This window comes from Streptomyces sp. NPDC104096 (genome assembly GCF_055584385.1).
In genome coordinates, this window is record NZ_JBVJMD010000009.1 from 119,428 (window position 1) to 136,101 (window position 16,674).

The 16,674-nt window shown below is 73.3% G+C and carries 16 protein-coding genes; 9 read left to right on the plus strand and 7 right to left on the minus strand.

The window, feature by feature from the left end:
* The first annotated feature begins 59 nt into the window (after positions 1 to 59).
* The 9 genes from ACZ60B_RS12990 to ACZ60B_RS13030 all read left to right on the plus strand — a co-directional run bounded on the left by ACZ60B_RS12990 (position 60) and on the right by ACZ60B_RS13030 (position 7,372).
* Positions 60 to 338, plus strand: coding sequence for a type II toxin-antitoxin system Phd/YefM family antitoxin (locus ACZ60B_RS12990; protein WP_469386120.1), 279 nt, complete (start codon positions 60 to 62; stop codon positions 336 to 338).
* A 265-nt stretch (positions 339 to 603) separates the two neighbouring features.
* On the plus strand, positions 604 to 792 hold the full coding sequence (locus ACZ60B_RS12995) for a hypothetical protein (RefSeq protein ID WP_469386122.1): 189 nt from the start codon (positions 604 to 606) through the stop codon (positions 790 to 792).
* 191 nt (positions 793 to 983) lie between these two features.
* Positions 984 to 1,286, plus strand: coding sequence for an urease subunit gamma (locus ACZ60B_RS13000; protein ID WP_162468422.1), 303 nt, complete (start codon positions 984 to 986; stop codon positions 1,284 to 1,286).
* A gap of 12 nt (positions 1,287 to 1,298) precedes the next feature.
* Complete coding sequence (locus tag ACZ60B_RS13005) at positions 1,299 to 1,610, plus strand: urease subunit beta (protein WP_469386125.1); 312 nt, start codon at positions 1,299 to 1,301, stop codon at positions 1,608 to 1,610.
* Positions 1,603 to 3,324 (plus strand): urease subunit alpha, encoded by a 1,722-nt coding sequence (locus ACZ60B_RS13010; RefSeq protein WP_469386127.1) that lies wholly within the window; start codon positions 1,603 to 1,605, stop codon positions 3,322 to 3,324. Before ACZ60B_RS13005 ends, ACZ60B_RS13010 begins: the two co-directional genes overlap by 8 nt.
* Positions 3,324 to 3,998, plus strand: coding sequence for an urease accessory protein UreF (locus ACZ60B_RS13015; protein WP_469386128.1), 675 nt, complete (start codon positions 3,324 to 3,326; stop codon positions 3,996 to 3,998). The genes ACZ60B_RS13010 and ACZ60B_RS13015 overlap by 1 nt, the downstream gene beginning before the upstream one ends.
* 85 nt (positions 3,999 to 4,083) lie before the next feature.
* Complete coding sequence (gene ureG, locus ACZ60B_RS13020) at positions 4,084 to 4,767, plus strand: urease accessory protein UreG (protein WP_469386130.1); 684 nt, start codon at positions 4,084 to 4,086, stop codon at positions 4,765 to 4,767.
* On the plus strand, positions 4,749 to 5,516 hold the full coding sequence (locus tag ACZ60B_RS13025; protein WP_469386281.1) for an urease accessory protein UreD: 768 nt from the start codon (positions 4,749 to 4,751) through the stop codon (positions 5,514 to 5,516). Before ureG ends, ACZ60B_RS13025 begins: the two co-directional genes overlap by 19 nt.
* A 260-nt stretch (positions 5,517 to 5,776) precedes the next feature.
* Positions 5,777 to 7,372 (plus strand): alpha/beta hydrolase, encoded by a 1,596-nt coding sequence (locus ACZ60B_RS13030; RefSeq protein ID WP_469386132.1) that lies wholly within the window; start codon positions 5,777 to 5,779, stop codon positions 7,370 to 7,372.
* Positions 7,373 to 7,438: 66 nt separating this feature from the next.
* Here the strand turns inward: ACZ60B_RS13030 and ACZ60B_RS13035 are convergent, their stop codons facing one another.
* The 7 genes from ACZ60B_RS13035 to ACZ60B_RS13065 form a co-directional block, all read right to left on the minus strand.
* Positions 7,439 to 8,164, minus strand: a complete 726-nt coding sequence (locus tag ACZ60B_RS13035) for a lysophospholipid acyltransferase family protein (RefSeq protein ID WP_469386134.1) — start codon at positions 8,162 to 8,164, stop codon at positions 7,439 to 7,441.
* Between the two features lie 106 nt (positions 8,165 to 8,270).
* Positions 8,271 to 10,025, minus strand: coding sequence for a glycoside hydrolase family 15 protein (locus ACZ60B_RS13040; RefSeq protein WP_469386136.1), 1,755 nt, complete (start codon positions 10,023 to 10,025; stop codon positions 8,271 to 8,273).
* A gap of 116 nt (positions 10,026 to 10,141) precedes the next feature.
* Complete coding sequence (locus ACZ60B_RS13045; protein WP_469386138.1) at positions 10,142 to 11,182, minus strand: NAD-dependent epimerase/dehydratase family protein; 1,041 nt, start codon at positions 11,180 to 11,182, stop codon at positions 10,142 to 10,144.
* Positions 11,183 to 11,331: 149 nt separating this feature from the next.
* Positions 11,332 to 13,791, minus strand: a complete 2,460-nt coding sequence (locus ACZ60B_RS13050; RefSeq protein ID WP_469386140.1) for a SpoIIE family protein phosphatase — start codon at positions 13,789 to 13,791, stop codon at positions 11,332 to 11,334.
* Between the two features lie 149 nt (positions 13,792 to 13,940).
* A complete protein-coding gene (rocD, locus tag ACZ60B_RS13055) occupies positions 13,941 to 15,179 on the minus strand; it encodes an ornithine--oxo-acid transaminase (RefSeq protein WP_469386142.1) in 1,239 nt (412 codons plus the stop codon).
* Positions 15,179 to 15,997, minus strand: a complete 819-nt coding sequence (gene ddaH, locus ACZ60B_RS13060; RefSeq protein WP_469386144.1) for a dimethylargininase — start codon at positions 15,995 to 15,997, stop codon at positions 15,179 to 15,181. Before ddaH ends, rocD begins: the two co-directional genes overlap by 1 nt.
* Before the next feature lie 116 nt (positions 15,998 to 16,113).
* Positions 16,114 to 16,638 (minus strand): Lrp/AsnC family transcriptional regulator, encoded by a 525-nt coding sequence (locus ACZ60B_RS13065; protein WP_469386146.1) that lies wholly within the window; start codon positions 16,636 to 16,638, stop codon positions 16,114 to 16,116.
* Between the last annotated feature and the right edge of the window lie 36 nt (positions 16,639 to 16,674).

The following is a 16,674-nucleotide window of genomic DNA, read 5'->3' on the forward strand; positions in this document are numbered from 1 at the left end:
TCGCGGCAAGGTGTCTCTGTAAAAAATGTACAGGACGTACGTGACGTTATGATGGGGGTATGGCCTACGAGATTCCGGTGACGCAAGCCAGGGCTGAACTCGCCGACCTGATCAACCGCGTGGTGTACGGCGGTGAGCGCGTCGTCGTGACCCGCCACGGCAAGCCTCTCGTCGCCCTGGTCTCCGCCTCGGACCTGGAACGGCTCGACGCGCTCGACGGCCCCGAGGAGGAGCAGGTGATCAGCTCGGTCTCCGCGGTCCGCGAGGTCGCGGCCGCTCCCCGGGAGCGCCGGCGCTTCGGGATCGCCGCCGAGCACCGGGGGACCGGCACCGCCTGACGGGGCGCGCACGGCCGGGCCACCCGCCCCGCCCGGCGGTGCGCGCCCTGCCGGGGGCCTGGCCCCTGCCCGGCCCCCGCCGTCCCCGCCCGGCGCGCTGATCCCCCGCGCCCTCGCCCAGGTGAGCGCGATCAGGCCCGGGCTGCTGGACGGCGGCGCCCGGGTCTTCCCCCCGGCTGGTGATCCAGGTCCGGGCGGAGATCCTGCGCAACGACGAACCCGCCACCGTGGTGCGGACGGGGCGCGCGAGGCCCGGGCGCGGGTCGTGGACAGCTGCCGGGCCGCCGGTCCGATCGCCCGGGACGCCGCCGCGGACGCCCTGGCGCGTGTGATGATCACGCCGGCCCGGGGGTTCGCGGCGCGGACCGCCCTCATCGAGGAGACGCCCTCCGAGACCCGCCGGGACGGGCTGCGGGCGTTGACGAGCGTGCGGGACCCGCGCGCGGAGGCCTGACGCGGCACGACCCGGGCGGCGGCCCGTGCGGACGTCTGCTCGTGCACCGGACCACGGATTCGATCACAGCTTGGTTAACTTGCTCGAAACCCGCTCCAACTAGCCTGCCGATCCACGCCATCAGGGACGCTGCCCCGGGGCTGCGGCAACCGGACCCCGCACGGTCCGGAGCGAGGACTGTGAGGTGGGACGTGCAACTGACCCCGCACGAGCAAGAGAGGCTGCTGATCCATGTGGCGGCCGACGTCGCCGAGAAGCGCCGGGCCCGTGGTCTCAGGCTGAACCACCCCGAAGCGGTCGCGCTCATCACGTCGCACATCCTCGAAGGCGCGCGTGACGGCCGCACCGTCGCCGAACTCATGTCCTCCGGACGCAAGTTGCTCACCCGGGACGACGTCATGGACGGCATTCCCGAGATGATCCACGACGTCCAGGTCGAGGCGACCTTCCCGGACGGCACCAAACTCGTCACCGTCCACGACCCGATCGTCTGACGGGGGAGCGCCGTGATTCCCGGAGAGATCCTGTTCGAGGACGACCCGATCGTCTACAACGAGGGGCGCGAGGTCACCCGGCTCACCGTCCTCAACGCCGCCGACCGCCCCGTCCAGGTCGGCTCCCACTACCACTTCGCCGAAGCCAACCCCGGCCTGGACTTCGACCGTGCCGCCGCGCGCGGCAAGCGGCTGAACGTCGCCGCCGGCACCGCCGTGCGCTTCGAACCCGGGATCCCCGCCGAGGTCGAACTCGTCCCGCTCGCCGGTGCCCGGATCGTGCCCGGACTGCGCGGGGAGACCGGAGGCCCCCTCGATGCCTGAGATCTCACGCGCCGCGTACGCCGACCTGTTCGGCCCGACGACCGGCGACCGCATCCGGCTCGCGGACACCGATCTGCTGATCGAGATCGAGGAGGACCGCTGCGGCGGGCCCGGACTCGCCGGTGACGAGGCCGTGTTCGGCGGCGGCAAGGTCATCCGCGAGTCCATGGGGCAGGCGCGTGCCACACGCGCGGAGGGCACCCCGGACACCGTCGTCACGGGTGCCGTGATCGTCGACCACTGGGGGATCGTCAAGGCGGACGTCGGCATCCGCGACGGGCGGATCACCGGGATCGGCAAGGCGGGCAACCCGGACACGATGGACGGGGTGCATCCGGATCTCGTGATCGGTCCGGAGACCGAGGTGATCGCGGGCAACGGGCGGATCCTCACCGCGGGCGCGGTCGACGCGCACGTCCACTTCATCTGCCCGCAGATCGCCGACGAGGCGCTCGCCTCCGGAGTCACCACACTGGTCGGCGGCGGCACCGGACCGGCCGAGGGCTCGAAGGCGACCACCGTGACACCCGGCCCCTGGCATCTGGCCCGGATGCTGGCGGCGATGGAGTCCTACCCCCTGAACATCGGTCTGCTCGGCAAGGGCAACACCGTCTCGCAGGAGGCGATGCTGTCCCAGATCCGCGGCGGAGCGCTCGGGCTGAAGCTGCACGAGGACTGGGGCTCCACCCCGGCCGTCATCGACGCCTCGCTGACCGTCGCCGAGCGGACCGGGATCCAGGTCGCGATCCACACGGACACCCTCAACGAGGCCGGATTCGTGGGCGACACGCTCGCCGCGATCGCCGGGCGCGGGATCCACGCGTACCACACGGAGGGTGCGGGCGGCGGGCACGCGCCGGACATCATGACCGTGGTGTCCGAGCCGCACGTGCTGCCCAGTTCGACGAACCCGACCCGGCCGTTCACCGTCAACACCGCCGAGGAGCACCTCGACATGCTGATGGTGTGTCACCACCTCAACCCGGCGGTGCCCGAGGACCTCGCCTTCGCCGAGTCCCGGATCCGGCCCTCGACGATCGGGGCGGAGGACATCCTCCACGACCTCGGCGCGATCTCCATCATCTCGTCCGACTCCCAGGCCATGGGGCGCGTCGGCGAGGTCGTCCTGCGGACCTGGCAGACGGCCCACGTGATGAAGCGGCGCAGGGGCGCGCTGCCCGGTGACGGAAGGGCGGACAACCACCGGGTCCGCCGCTATGTCGCCAAGTACACGATCAACCCGGCGCTCGCCCAGGGCCTCGCCCGGGAGATCGGCTCCGTCGAGAGCGGCAAGCTCGCCGACCTCGTGCTGTGGGAGCCCGCGTTCTTCGGCGTCAAGCCGCACCTCGTCCTCAAGGGCGGGCAGATCGCGTACGCGCAGATGGGCGACGCCAACGCCTCGATCCCGACCCCGCAGCCGATCCTGCCGCGCCCGATGTTCGGGGCGATCGGGCGGGCGCCCGCGGCCAACTCGTTCAACTTCGTGGCCCCGGCGGCCGTCGAGGACGGGCTGCCGGAGCGGCTCCAGCTCGGGAAGCGGTTCGTGGCGATCGACTCCACGCGCGGGGTGACCAAGGCGGACATGCGTGAGAACGACGCGCGGCCGCGGGTCCGGGTCGACCCCGACAGCTTCGCCGTGCACATCGACGGGGAGCTCGTCGAGGCGGCTCCGGCCGTCGAACTGCCCATGGCCCAGCGTTACTTCCTCTTCTGATGTCCAGGGCGGCACTGCTCGTCCTGGCCGACGGCCGCTTTCCCGCCGGAGGGCACGCGCACTCCGGCGGGGCCGAGGCGGCCGTCCGGGCCGGGCGGATCACGGGAGCGGGGAGCCTGGAGGACTTCGCCCGGGGCAGGCTGCACACGGCGGGGCTGGTGTCGGCGTCCCTCGCCGCCGCGGCCGCGCTCGGGGCGGATCCGTCGGTGCTGGACGCGGCGGCGGACGCCCGTACGCCGTCCCCCGCGCTGCGTTCCGTCGCGCGCAGGCTGGGCCGGCAGTTGCTGCGGGCCGCCCGGGCGACCTGGCCGTCACCGGAACTCGACGCCGTGGCCCGCCGGTTCCCCAAGGGGATGCACCAGCCGGTGGTGCTGGGGCTGCTGGCGCGGGCGGCCGGGCTCGGGGCCGTCGACGCCGCCCACTGCGCGGCGTACGAGAGCGTCGGGGGGCCGGCCACCGCGACGGTGCGGCTGCTGAGCCTGGACCCGTTCGACGCCACGGCGGTGCTGGCCCGGCTGGCGCCGGAGCTGGACCGGGTGGCCGACCGGGCGGTCGAGGCGGCCCGGCGGGTGCTCGACGAAGGGGTAGACGCCCTGCCCGCGGCCTCGGCCCCCCTGCTGGAGATCGGCGCGGAGGCCCATGCCGCCTGGCCGGCCAGGCTGTTCGCGTCCTAGTGACCCGGCCATGGGCAGAACGACCGCAGGGCACACACGCGGACCGCTCGACAGGGCACCGCAGAACAAAGGCAGGAGCCGCTTCATGCATCTCGACCACCCCCACGACGGCCCGTCCGCCGTCAGTGCCGACGCCCGTCGTCCCGACGGCCGCCGCCGGGCCCTGCGGATCGGCCTCGGCGGGCCCGTCGGGTCCGGGAAGACCGCCACCGTCGCCGCGCTCTGCCGCGCGCTGCGCGCGGAGCTGTCCCTCGCGGTCGTCACCAACGACATCTACACCCGGGAGGACGCCGAGTTCCTGCTGCGGGAGGCCGTGCTGCCGCCCGAGCGGATCACCGCAGTGGAGACGGGCGCGTGCCCGCACACGGCGATCCGGGACGACATCTCCGCCAACCTGGAGGCGGTGGAGGACCTGGAGGACGCGGTGGGACCACTGGACCTGATCCTGGTCGAGTCCGGCGGCGACAATCTCACCGCCACCTTCTCCAAAGGGCTGGTCGACGCGCAGATCTTCGTGATCGACGTGGCCGGGGGCGACGACATCCCGCGCAAGGGCGGCCCCGGGGTGACCACTGCCGACCTGCTGGTCGTCAACAAGACCGACCTCGCCCCGTACGTGGGGTCCGACCTCGGGCGGATGGCCTCGGACGCGAAGGCGCAACGGGCCGAACTCCCGGTCGTCTTCCAGTCGTTGCGCGGTGAGGACGGAGCGCGGGAGGTCTCCGCCTGGGTGCGGGCGCGGCTCGCCGCCTGGACGGCGTGCGCGTGAACGGGGTCAGTGCCGCCGCCAGGATCGTCGCGCGCGACGACGGCCGCGGCGGCACCGCCCTTCCGGTGCTGGAGAGCGACGGGCCGCTCGCGCTCCGGCGGACCCGGGCGAGCGGCCGCGAGGCACATGTGATGCTCGTCGGGGCGATGAGCGGGCCGCACGGCGGCGACCGTCTCGCCGTCCGGGCCGAGGTCGGGCCCGGGGCCCGGCTGCGCGTCGGGTCGGCGGCGGCCACCATCGCCTTGCCGGGCCAGACCAAGGGGGAGGCCCGCTACGACGTACGGCTGGACGTCGCCGACGGCGGGGAACTCCACTGGCTGCCAGAACAGTTGATCTCGGCCGGCGGCAGCGAACTGCATGTGACGACCCGGGTGGGGCTGACCGGCTCCGCCCGGCTCGTGCTGCGCGAGGAGCAGGTACTGGGGCGGGTCGGCGAGCAACCCGGACGGCTCACCAGCCGTCTCACTGTCCGGATCGACGGGCGTGCGCTGCTCGACCAGGAACTCGCCTGCGGGCCGGGCGCGCCCGGCGGCTGGGACGGGCCCGCCGTCCTGGCGGGACATCGGGCCGTGGGTCAACTGGTGGTCGTCAGACCGGAGTTCGCCGCCGAGCCGGTGACGGCCCGGATGCTGGGCGAGCAGGCCGTGCTCGTTCCGCTCGCCGGACCGGGCGCCCTGGTGACCGCGGTCGCCGCGGACGCGCTGCGCCTGCGCCGGGTACTGGACGGGGTGCTCGCGGAGCTGGGCTGAACCGGCTCCGGACCGAACCGGCTCCGGCCCGAACCGGCTCCGGCCCGAACCGTCGCCCGACCCGGAGCCCGGCTCCAGGCCGAATCGGTTCCGGGTCAAGTCGGCTGCAAGCAGGGCGGGTTCGGCGCCGAGCATCCGGTAACCGGGACATGGCTCCCGGTTATCGGATTGGCAAAGAAGGTCAACGAACCCTGTTCTCAGGGACCTCACAGCCGAAATGATCCCTCTGCAGTCAATAACCAGATACGGAGAGTGCCCACTTGAGGGACATCAGACCGAGGAATCGAAAGACCGCGCTCGGTTCGGCCGGAGCGCTGGTCACCGCGACCCTGATAGCCGGCGCCTTCGCGGCGCCCACGGCGAGCGCGGAGAGCCGCCCCGGCCAGGACCGCGAGGCCCGCGGTGCCGCCATCGCCGCGGAGCGCGCCGCGAAGGCGGGGATCGACTGGAAGGACTGTCCCGCGGACTGGGGCTTGGAGAAGCCGATCCAGTGCGGTTACGTCACGGTCCCGCTGGACTACGCCCGGCCCGACGGCAAGAAGATCCAGCTGGCCGTCGACCGGATCGGCAACACGGGTACCAAGGAGGAGCGCCAGGGCGCCCTCGTGTACAACCCCGGCGGCCCCGGCGGCTCCGGTATGCGCTTCCCGCGCCGGGTCACCACGAAGAGCGCGCTGTGGGCCAACACGGCCAAGGCGTACGACTTCGTTGGCTTCGACCCGCGCGGCGTCGGCCACTCCGCGCCCATCTCCTGCATCGACCCGCAGGAGTTCGTGAAGGCGCCCAAGGCCGACCCGGTGCCGGACTCCGAGGCGGACAAGCGCGCCCAGCGCAAGCTGGCCGCCGAGTACGCGGACGGCTGCTACGAGCGCAGCGGCGCGATGCTGCCGCACATGACCACGCCGAACACCGCCCGCGACCTGGACGTCATCCGGGCCGCGCTGGGCGAGAAGAAGCTCAACTACCTGGGCGTCTCCTACGGCACCTACCTCGGCGCCGTCTACGGCACGCTCTTCCCGGGCCATGTCCGGCGCATGATCGTGGACAGCGTCGTCAACCCGTCGCGCGAGAACATCTGGTACCAGGCCAACCTGGAGCAGGACATCGCGTTCGAGGGCCGCTGGAAGGACTGGGAGGACTGGGTCGCCGCCAACGACGCCACCTTCCACCTCGGCACCACCCGCGCGGACGTCCAGGCGAAGTGGCTCACGCTGCGTGCCACCGCGAAGAAGAGCCCCCTCGGCGGGGTCGTCGGCCCGGCCGAGCTGATCTCCTTCTTCCAGAGCGCCCCGTACTACGACTCCTCGTGGGTGCCGGTCGCCACGGTGTTCAGCAAGTACGTCGCCGGGGACACCCAGGCGATGGTCGACGCCGCCGCTCCCGACCTGTCCGACACCGCGGGCAACATCTCCTCGGAGAACGGCAACGCCGTCTACACGGCCGTGGAGTGCACCGACGCCAAGTGGCCCACGAGCTGGAAGAAGTGGGACCGCGACAACACGCGGCTCAACAAGGACTACCCGTTCATGACGTGGGCCAACGCGTGGATGAACCTGCCTTGTGCCACCTGGCCCGTCAAGCAGCAGACCCCGGTGAACGTGAAGACCGGCAAGGGCCTGCCGCCGGTGCTGATCGTGCAGTCGCAGCGTGACGCCGCCACGCCGTACGTGGGCGCCGTCGAGCTGCACCAGCGGTTCAAGGGCTCGCGTCTGATCACCGAGAAGGACGCCGGCTCGCACGGTGTGACCGGCCTGGTGAACCCCTGCATCAACACCCGGGTGGACGCCTACCTGCTCACCGGCAAGCTGGACGGCGCGGACGTGACCTGCACGCCGCACGCCACGCCGAAGCCGTAACCGCAGGTCGTACGAGGGGAGGGGCGGCGGGGGCACACCCCGCCGCCCCTCGCTCGGGTCCGGGCGTCAACTCAGCGGCATCCTGGGGAACCTGGGCTGCCTGGCCGCCGTGTCTCCCGCCAGTTCGGCCTTGACCTCGGCCGCGTACCGGTCGACGTACTCCTGCTCGGACAGCGCCAGGATGGCGTACATGAGCTCGTCGGTGACGGCGCGCAGGATCGCCTTCTCGCTCTCCATCCCCGCGTAGCGGGAGAAGTCCAGCGGCTTGCCGAAGCGGATGACGACGGGGTGGATGCGCGGGAGGACCCGGCCCGGCGGCTGCGCCTCGAAGGTGCCGATCATCGCGCACGGCACGATCGGCACGCCGGCCCGCAGGGCCATCACCGCGACGCCGACCTTGCCCTTGTACAGCCGCCCGTCGTGCGAACGGGTGCCCTCCGGGTAGATGCCCAGCAGCTCGCCCCGGCTCAGCACGCCCAGGCCCTCGCGGATCGCGGCCTGTCCCGCCTCCTTGCCGGTGCGGTCCACCGGGATCTGCCCGATGCTGTGGAAGAAGGCGGCGGTCAGCCGGCCCTTCAGGCCCGAACCGGTGAAGTACTCCGACTTCGCCAGGAAGGTGATGCGCCGTTTGAGGATCGCGGGCATCAGGAAGTGGTCGGCGAAGGAGAGGTGGTTGCCCGCGACGATGGCCGCGCCCGACGCCGGTACGTGCTCCAGGCCCTCGATCCGGGGCCTGAAGAGCACTCTCAGCAGCGGTCCCAGCACCACGTACTTCAGGAGGTAGTAGAACACGGCTCGCCTCTCGCCCGTCCACGGTCGACCTGCATACTTCTGCGCAAGCTTCCCGCGACGTCGGAGCGGAGGCAATCTCGTCGCCGTTTCCGGGCGCACGGGAGGGTCATCGGCGGCGGGCGAGGGTGGCGGCGGCCTCCAGCATGAGCGCGTGCACGAAGGACTGGGGCAGGTTGCCGCGCAACTGCCGCTGGGCGACGTCGAACTCCTCCGCGTACAGGCCGGGCGGGCCGCAGGCCGCGCGGTTGCGCTCGAACCAGCGGACCGCCGCCACCTCGTCGTGCTGCTGGTGCTCGGCCAGCGCCATGACGAACCCGCCGAGCAGGAACGCCCCCTCGGCGTCCTCCAGGGGCCGCTGGTCGTGCCGGAACCGGTAGACGTGGTGGTCCACGCCCAGGTCGGCGCGCACGGCACGCAGCGTGGCGACGGTCCGGGGGTCGTCGGCCGGCAGGGCGCCGCGGACGGCGGGCAGCAGCAGCGCGACGTCCACTCCCGGCTGTGCCGGGGAGCGCTGCCAGCGCCCCGAGGGGTGCAGGCACTCGGCGGAGGTCTCGGCCACCAGTCGGTCCGCCAGCGCCTCCCAGCCGGCGGCGCGGCCGGCGCCCGCCCCCGGGCCCGCGGCGGCGATCGCGCGCAGCCCGGCCGCGCAGACCAGCCGGCTGTGCGCCCAGCGGTCGGCGTCCAGTTCCCAGATCCCGGCGTCCGGCTCCCGGTGGCGGGCGGCGATCGTGTCGGCGGCGGTGACGGCGGCGTGCCAGCCGTCGGCGTCGAGGCGGCCGTGGCGGGCCGCGGCGGCGAGCAGCAGCAGGCACTCCCCGAACACGTCGAGCTGGAACTGGTGGTTGACCTGGTTGCCGACGACGTCGAAGCCGCCCGGGTAGCCGGGCAGATCGAGCCTGCGCTGGTCCGGCACCGCGGTTCCGGCGGCGGTGTACGCGGGTGCGAGCGCGGGCCCGTGTTCGAGCAGGCGGGCGACGACGAACCGGACGGAGTCGTCCAGCAGCGGGTGCGCCCCGGCGGCGGCGACCGCCTCGCCGATGTAGGCCTGGTCGCGCATCCACACGTACCGGTAGTCGTAGTTGCGGCCCTGCTCGGCACGTTCCGGCAGGCTCGTGGTGGCCGCGGCCACGGTGCCGCCGCCGGGGCCGGTGAGGCCGGACAGGACCGCGTAGGCGTGCCGGGCGTCCCGCCGTCCGAGGGTGTTCGCGAGGTCGGGGACGCCCGCCTTCCACGCCGCCTGCGTGCCCCGCCACAGCCGGTCGGCCGGCTCGGGGGCCGGCAGCGTCCGGTCGGAGACCTCCAGGACGAGGTCGTGGTGCTCGCCGGCCCGCAGACGCACCGTGGTGCGCAGCGCCGTGCCGTCCGGCCGGGCGTCGGGTGCGCCGTCGAGGCGGACGTGCAGGCCGCCGGTGCGTGCCGTCCAGCGGCCCGTCCCGTCGCGGCGAGCCTCGCGCATCGGGTGGGTGCCGAAGCCCGCCGCGGGGCTCAGCCGGACGTCGACGTGGGCGTCGGCCTCGACGGCCAGGATCCTGCGCAGTACGACGGCGCGGTGCGGGTCGCCGGGGTGGGCGAGGGCTTCGCGGCACTCGACGATGCCGTCGGTGGTGATCCAGCGGCTGCGCCAGACGAGGCTGCCCGACTCGTAGTAGCCGCCCCAGACGAACGGGCCGGTGGGGGAGACGGTGTACCAGCCCTCGCCACCGATCAGGGCGGCGAAGACGGCGTCGCTGTCCCAGTCGGGGGCGCACATCCACACGATGTCGCCGCGCGGTCCGACCAGGGCGCCGCGCCGGCCGTCGGCGAGCAGGGCGTAGTCGCGCAGGGCGTGCGGGGCGGGCGGGCCGGGTGTGGCGGGGGTCAACGTGTGCGTGTCCCTTCGTCCGGCGGCACGTGGTCCGCCGGGCCCGGTGTCGTCCCCGGGCCGGGCGGCGGACCTCGTACGGACGCCGTGCGGACCTCGTACGGCGGCGGTCCGGTTCAGGCGGAGAGCGGTGCCGTGTCCATGCCCGCGTGGTCGCGCAGGCCGTCCAGGAACTCCCGGACGGCTTCGGTGGCCCTGCGCCGCGGCCGCCAGTCCAGTTCCGCCCGCGCCCGCGAGCTGTCCATCAGCGGCAGTCGCAGGACGGCGTCGAACAGGTCGGGGGAGGCGGGTACGAGCCGTAGCCGCCAGGCCATCGAGAGCGCGGCCCTGACCGGCGGCAGCGGGAGCCGCAGCGGCCGTGACTCCAGGATCCGGCCGAGCGCGGCCGCGTCCAGGGGCGGATCCGCGGCGAGGTTGAACGCGCCGTGCACGGGCCGTACGACGGCCGCCACGTACGCGGTGGCCGCGTCGTCGGTGTGCAGGGCCTGGAAGACCAGTCCCGGCAGGTCCGGGACCGCCGGCACGAACGGCGGTCGCAGCAACTGGGTGGGCAGCAGCGACCCGGCGAAGATCCGCCGCTGCTGTGACGCCGACTCCCGTTTGAACAGGAACCCGGGGCGCATCCGGACCACCCGCACGTCCGGGTGGGCCGTTTCGTACGCGTCCAGGTACCGCTCCAGGTAGGCCTTCTCGCGGCAGTACGCCGCCTGGGGCCAGCCGTGGGTCGGCCAGGACTCGTCGACCGGGTGGTCCTTGGGGCCGGGCGAGTAGGTGCCGACGGACGACGCGTGGATCAGCGCGGGGACCCCGGCCGCCGCCGCGGACTCGAAGACCCTGATGCTGCCGAGCACGTTGGTGCGCCATGTCGTGACGGGGTCGTGGGTGGGCTGGAACTTCCAGGCCAGATGGACGACCGCGTCCGCACCGGTGAAGTGCTCGACGAGATCGCCGCCGCCCGGGTCGACGTCCGCGGCCGCCCAGGAGGTGCCGTCGGGTTTCCAGTCCGGGACCCGGCGGGCGAGCCCGAGGACCGAGGCCACCGCGGGATGGTGGCGCAGGGACTCCACCACGCTCGTACCCGCGTTGCCGGTCGCGCCGACGACCACCACCCGCAGTCCGCCGGTGCCTGCTGTCTGCTGCCGCGTCATGTCGTTCATCGCAGCCGCCCTTCCACGGGGAGGTCCACGCCGGGTACCCAGCCGGGGACCGCGTACGCCCTCCGGACGGTCGACAGGACGGTCGGGACGGTTCCCGGTCGCCGGTCGCCGGTTCCCGGCGGACGAGCCGCCGAGCACCGTGCGACCCGTCACCCCGTGTGCCCCGCCAGGGACTGCTCAGCCCAGATGATCTTGCCGTCGGGGACGAAGCGGGTCCCCCACCGGTCGGCGAACTGGGAGACCAGCAGCAGGCCGCGCCCGCCCTCGTCCGTGGTGCGCGCATGGCGCAGATGGGGCGCGGTGGCGGAGCCGTCGAAGACCTCGCACACCAGGGCGTGCCCCCGGATCAGCCGGAGCCGGATCGGGCCCGCCGAGTGCCGGATCGCGTTGGTGACCAGCTCGCTGACCACCAGTTCCGTGCTGAACGTCAGCTCCTTCAGCCCCCACTGCGCCAGTTGCCGGACGGCCGACCCGCGGGCCTCGGCGACGATCTCCGGTTCGGCCGGCAGGTCCCAGGACGCGACGTGCCCGGCGTCCAGCCGGTGGGTGCGGGCCATCAGCAGGGCGACGTCGTCGTGCGGCCCGGCCGGCACCAGCGCGTCGACCACGTCCCGGCAGCGCAGCTCCAGGCTGGTCGACGGACGCCCCAGGGCCGTGCGCAGCCGGTCGCGGTCCGCGTCGGCGAAGTGCTCCTGCGTACTGTGCGCCAGCAGGCCGTCGGTGTGCAGGACCAGCGTGCTGCCCTCCTCCAGGGTCAGTTCCACCGCCTCGAAGGGCGGACCGCCGACCCCGAGCGGCGGTCCCTGGGGGAGCTCGACGAAGGTGATGCTCCCGTCCGGCGCGATCACCACCGGCGCGGGATGGCCCGCGGCGGCCATCCCGCAGCGTCCCTCGACCGGGTCGTAGACGACGTACAGGCAGCCCGCGCCCAGGGTCCCGGCCTCGTCGCCCCCCTCGGGGTCCGCCCCGGTCACCTCCTCGTGCGCCGAGCGGGCCACCAGGTCGTCCAGATGGCCGAGCACCTCGTCGGGCGGGAGGTCCAGCGCGGCCAGGGTGTCCACGGCGGTCCGCAGCCGTCCCATCGCCGCGGCGGCCTGGATGCCGTGGCCGAGCACCTCGCCCACCACCAGGGCCACCCGCGCGCCGGACAGCGTGATGAGGTCGTACCAGTCGCCGCCGAGGCCGGTCAGCTCGTCGGCGGGGCGGTAGCAGGCGGCCGCCTCCACCGCGTCCTGCTCGGGCAGCCGGCGCGGCAGCAGGTTGCGCTGGAGGACCAGCGCGGACAGGCGCTCGCGGGTGTAGCGGCGGGCGTTGTCGATGCACACGGCCGCCCGCGAGACGATGTCCTCGGCCAGGGCCAGGTCGTCCTCGTCGAAGGGCTCCTGGCGGTGCCGCCGGTAGAACAGGGTGATGCCGAGGGTGATGCCCCGCGCCCGCAGCGGCACGATCAGCACACTGTGCAGCCCCAGCTCCACGAACGTGGCTTCCTTGCCCTCCGGGATGTTCGTCGCCCACTCCCGGGCCAGGGGGTCGAGGCGTTCCTCGTGCCACGACGTGCCGGTGGACAGGCACCGCACCGGAGGCGATCCGGACGCGTAGGCGGCGGTCTGCCCGATGGCGATGACGGCCTCGGGCAGGTTTTTCTGTGCCGACCGCTGGGCGACCCGGCGAAGCCGCAGCGGGTCCACGTCGCGCAGGGGTCCGGGCGAGAGCTCGGCGCCGCGCAGCACCGGCTCCAGCAGGTCCACGGTGACGAAGTCGGCGAAGGCCGGGACCACCACGTCGGCCAGCTCCTGCGCGGTGCGCATGATGTCCAGGCTGCGGCCGATGTGCTCGCCGCCCCGGTCCAGCAGCGCCTGCCGCTGCCGTGCGCGGTGCAGCTCGGTGATGTCCACGACCGTGTAGTACACGCCCACCGGGTGACCGTGCTCGTCCTCCAGGCGGGTGAACGACATCATGTGGGAGGTCTCGCGGTGCGGCGTGGACTGCACGTGGCCCACGTGCTCGTAGCCGGTCACCGGCTCCCCGGTCTCCAGCACCTGCCGCATCCGGGCCTCCATGCGATCGGTGTCCAGGCCCGGCTGGATGTCCGAGATCCGCAGGCCCAGCCGCTCCTGCGGCGACCCGCCGCCGAACTGTGCGAGGGCCTCGTTGGACCACACGTAGCGCAGGTCCCGGTCCACGATCGCGATGCCGATCGGCGACTGGACCAGCTGTTCCAGCATGCCGCGGCCCAGGTCCCAGCCCGCCGCCCCGGACAGCTCCGACACCAGCATCAGCAGCCGGGCCGGGCCCGCGTCGTCCTCGGCCCGGACCAGCCGGGCCATGACGCTGACCGGCCGGCCGTCCTTGGTCCGTACGGTGAGCAGCCCCGACCAGCCGCCGTGCTCACGGCAGTGCTCGACCAGCTCCGGCACCCGCGCCGCGTCCCGCTCGCCGAGCAGGTCGGCCAGCCCCCGGCCGACCGCCTCCGCGGCCGAGTACGCCAGCAGCCGCCGGGCACCGCCGGTCCAGCTCGTCACCACACCCTGCGCGTCGAGCAGCAGGGGCGCGGCGTCGGCCACGTCGAAGCGCGGGCGAGCCACGTCGTGCTCCTCGTGTGCGCTCACGGCCGACCCCTCTGGCGTTGACAGTGGTCCACCACCACCCGACAGTCTTCACACTGCGCAACCGCAGGCCCCCGCGCCACCGCAGGACGGCGACGACCCCGTCCGCACGAGCCGGGCGGGCTCGTGCGGACGGGGTCGCGGGGTCCGGATCAGGCCGTCTGCGCGAGCACCTTCGCCAGGGCGGCGAGCGCCCCCGCCAGTTCCTCGCCGGTGATCGTCAGCGGCGGCGCCAGCCGGATCGTGGAACCGTGGGTGTCCTTGACCAGGACCCCCTCGCGCATCAGGCGCTCGCTGATCTCGCGGCCGGTGCCGATGGCCGGGTCCACGTCGACGCCCGCCCACAGCCCGCGGGCGCGGAAGCCGACCACACCCCGGCCGACCAGCGCGGTCAGGCCGTCGCGCAGCGCCGTGCCCAGCTCGGCGGCCCGGCGCTGGAACTCGCCCGTCTCCAGCAGTTCGACGACGGCCGTGCCGACCGCGGCGGCGAGCGGGTTGCCACCGAACGTGGAGCCGTGCTCGCCGGGCCGCAGCACCCCGAGGACCTCCCGGCGGCCCACCACGGCCGACACCGGCACGATGCCGCCGCCCAGCGCCTTGCCCAGCAGCAGGACGTCCGGGACGACCCCCTCGTGCTCGACCGCGAGGGTGCGGCCGGTGCGGCCGAGACCCGACTGGATCTCGTCCGCGACGAACAGGCAGTTCTCCCGCCGGGTCAGCTCCCGGACACCGGCCAGATAACCGTCGTCCGGGACGACCACGCCCGCCTCGCCCTGGATCGGCTCGATCAGGACGGCGGCCGTCGTCTCGTCGACCGCCGCCCGCAGCGCCGCGAGGTCGTTGTAGGGCACCACCCGGAAGCCGGGCGCGAAGGGGCCGAAGCCCGCGCGGGCCGTCTCGTCCGTGGAGAAGCCGACGATCGTCGTCGTACGGCCGTGGAAGTTGTCCGCCGCGACCACGATGGTGGCCCGGTCGGCGGGCACGCCCTTCACCTCGTACGCCCACTTGCGGGCCACCTTGATCGCGCTCTCCACCGCCTCCGCGCCGGTGTTCATGGGCAGCACCATGTCCAGGCCGGTCAGCGCCGCCAGCCGTTCGGCGAACCCGGCGAGCCGGTCGTTGTGGAACGCGCGCGAGGTGAGGGTCAGCCGGTCGAGCTGGCGGTGCGCCGCCTCGATCAGCGCCGGATGGCGGTGGCCGAAGTTGAGCGCGGAGTAGCCGGCCAGCATGTCGAGATAGCGGCGGCCCTCGACGTCCTCCACCCAGACGCCCTCGGCCCGGGCCACGACCACGGGCAGCGGATGGTAGTTGTGCGCGAGGACGGGCGCCTCCGCGCGGATCAGGTCGGCCGAGGTGCGGCTGTCCGGGAGCGTACGGGCGGGTGCGGTCATCAGCGGATCTCCTGGGTGCAGCACTTGATGCCGCCGCCGGCCTTGTGGAACTCGGACAGGTCGACGGGGACGGGGAGGTAGCCGCGCTCGGCCAGCCGGGCGGCCAGCGCCTCGGCCTGCGGCGCGATGAAGACGTGACGGCCGTCGGACACCGAGTTCAGGCCCCACGCCAGCGCGTCCTCGCGGGTGGCCAGGACGGCGTCCGGGAACAGCCGCTCCAGCACCTCGCGGCTGCCCGGAGAGAACGCCTGCGGGTAGTACACGATGTCGGCGTCGGGGCCGTCGCCGAGCACGAACAGCGCCGTGTCCAGGTGGTAGAAGTACGGGTCCACCAGCGTCAGGCCGATCACCGGCCGGCCGAAGAACTCCTGCACCTCCCGGTGCGCCTCCCGGGTGGTCCGGAAGCCGGTCCCGGCCAGCAGGTAGCGGCCGGTCCAGACCAGGTCGCCCTCTCCCTCGCAGACCGACTCGGGACGGTGCACGGTGAAGCCCGCGGCCTTGAACCAGGTGTCGTAGTGCACGGCCTCGGGGCGCCGTTCGGGCGCGTGGAACAGCGAGCCGAAGACCCGGCCGCCGACGACGACCGCCGAGTTCGCGGCGAAGACCATGTCCGGCAGACCGGCCACCGGCTCCACCGTCTCGACGGTGTGGCCGTGGGCCCGGTAGGCGCCGATCAGCGCCCGCCACTGCTCCCGGGCCAGATCGACGTCGACATGGGTGTCGGGATGCATCCAGGGATTGATCGCGTACTGCACGGCGAAGTGTCTGGGTTCGCAGACCAGGAAACGCCGGGAGCGTGGCACACGGCTTTCGGACACAGAGGGGTTCCTCCGCTTCCTACGGGTGGCGACTGAGGGTTGACACCAAGGTAAGAAGTGACAGAACCGCACGACAAGGAACGAACCCTGCGTGTTCACGCAGCATCGCTGCGTCTTTACGCCGGTCGGCGCATCTCCGCTGCGTCCTGCGCGGGCTCGCTGGGAGCCGGCTGGCTCGCGCCCGCCTCCGGGCTCTCCGGCAGCAGGTGGGAGAGCACCATCACGCTGATCGTCTTCCGGATGAACGGCTCCACCCGGATGCGCTCCAGCACCTCCTCGAAGTGGTCCACGTCCCGGGCCCGCACGTGCAGCAGCGCGTCCGCGCCGCCCGTCACCGTCATCGCCGCGGTGATCTCCGGATGGTTGCGCACCACCTCCGCCAGCCGCCGCGGCGGCGCCGCGCCCTCGCAGTACACCTCGACGTACGCCTCCGTGCTCCAGCCCAGCGCCGACGGCTTCACCGTGGCCGTGAACCCCGTGATCACCCCTGTCTCCCGCAGCCGGTCCACCCGGCGCTTCACGGCCGTCGAGGACAGACCGACCGCCGCGCCGATCTCGGCGAAACTGGTCCGCGCGTTCGCCATCAGCGCGGTGAGGATCTTCCGGTCGAGCTCGTCGAACGACGGGGGCCTGCTGTTCATGGCCGCACTGTATCCAGCGCGAACCCACACGCAGGG

What these genes read in the sequence shown, in the direction of transcription:
- ACZ60B_RS12990 (WP_469386120.1), top strand. Translation starts at nt 60, where the DNA reads ATGGCCTACGAGATTCCGGTGACGCAAGCCAGGGCTGAACTCGCCGAC.
- ACZ60B_RS13010 (WP_469386127.1), top strand. Translation starts at nt 1,603, where the DNA reads ATGCCTGAGATCTCACGCGCCGCGTACGCCGACCTGTTCGGCCCGACG.
- ACZ60B_RS13015 (WP_469386128.1), top strand. Translation starts at nt 3,324, where the DNA reads ATGTCCAGGGCGGCACTGCTCGTCCTGGCCGACGGCCGCTTTCCCGCC.
- ureG (WP_469386130.1), top strand. Translation starts at nt 4,084, where the DNA reads ATGCATCTCGACCACCCCCACGACGGCCCGTCCGCCGTCAGTGCCGAC.
- ACZ60B_RS13045 (WP_469386138.1), bottom strand. Translation starts at nt 11,182, where the DNA reads ATGAACGACATGACGCGGCAGCAGACAGCAGGCACCGGCGGACTGCGG.
- rocD (WP_469386142.1), bottom strand. Translation starts at nt 15,179, where the DNA reads ATGACCGCACCCGCCCGTACGCTCCCGGACAGCCGCACCTCGGCCGAC.
- ACZ60B_RS13065 (WP_469386146.1), bottom strand. Translation starts at nt 16,638, where the DNA reads ATGAACAGCAGGCCCCCGTCGTTCGACGAGCTCGACCGGAAGATCCTC.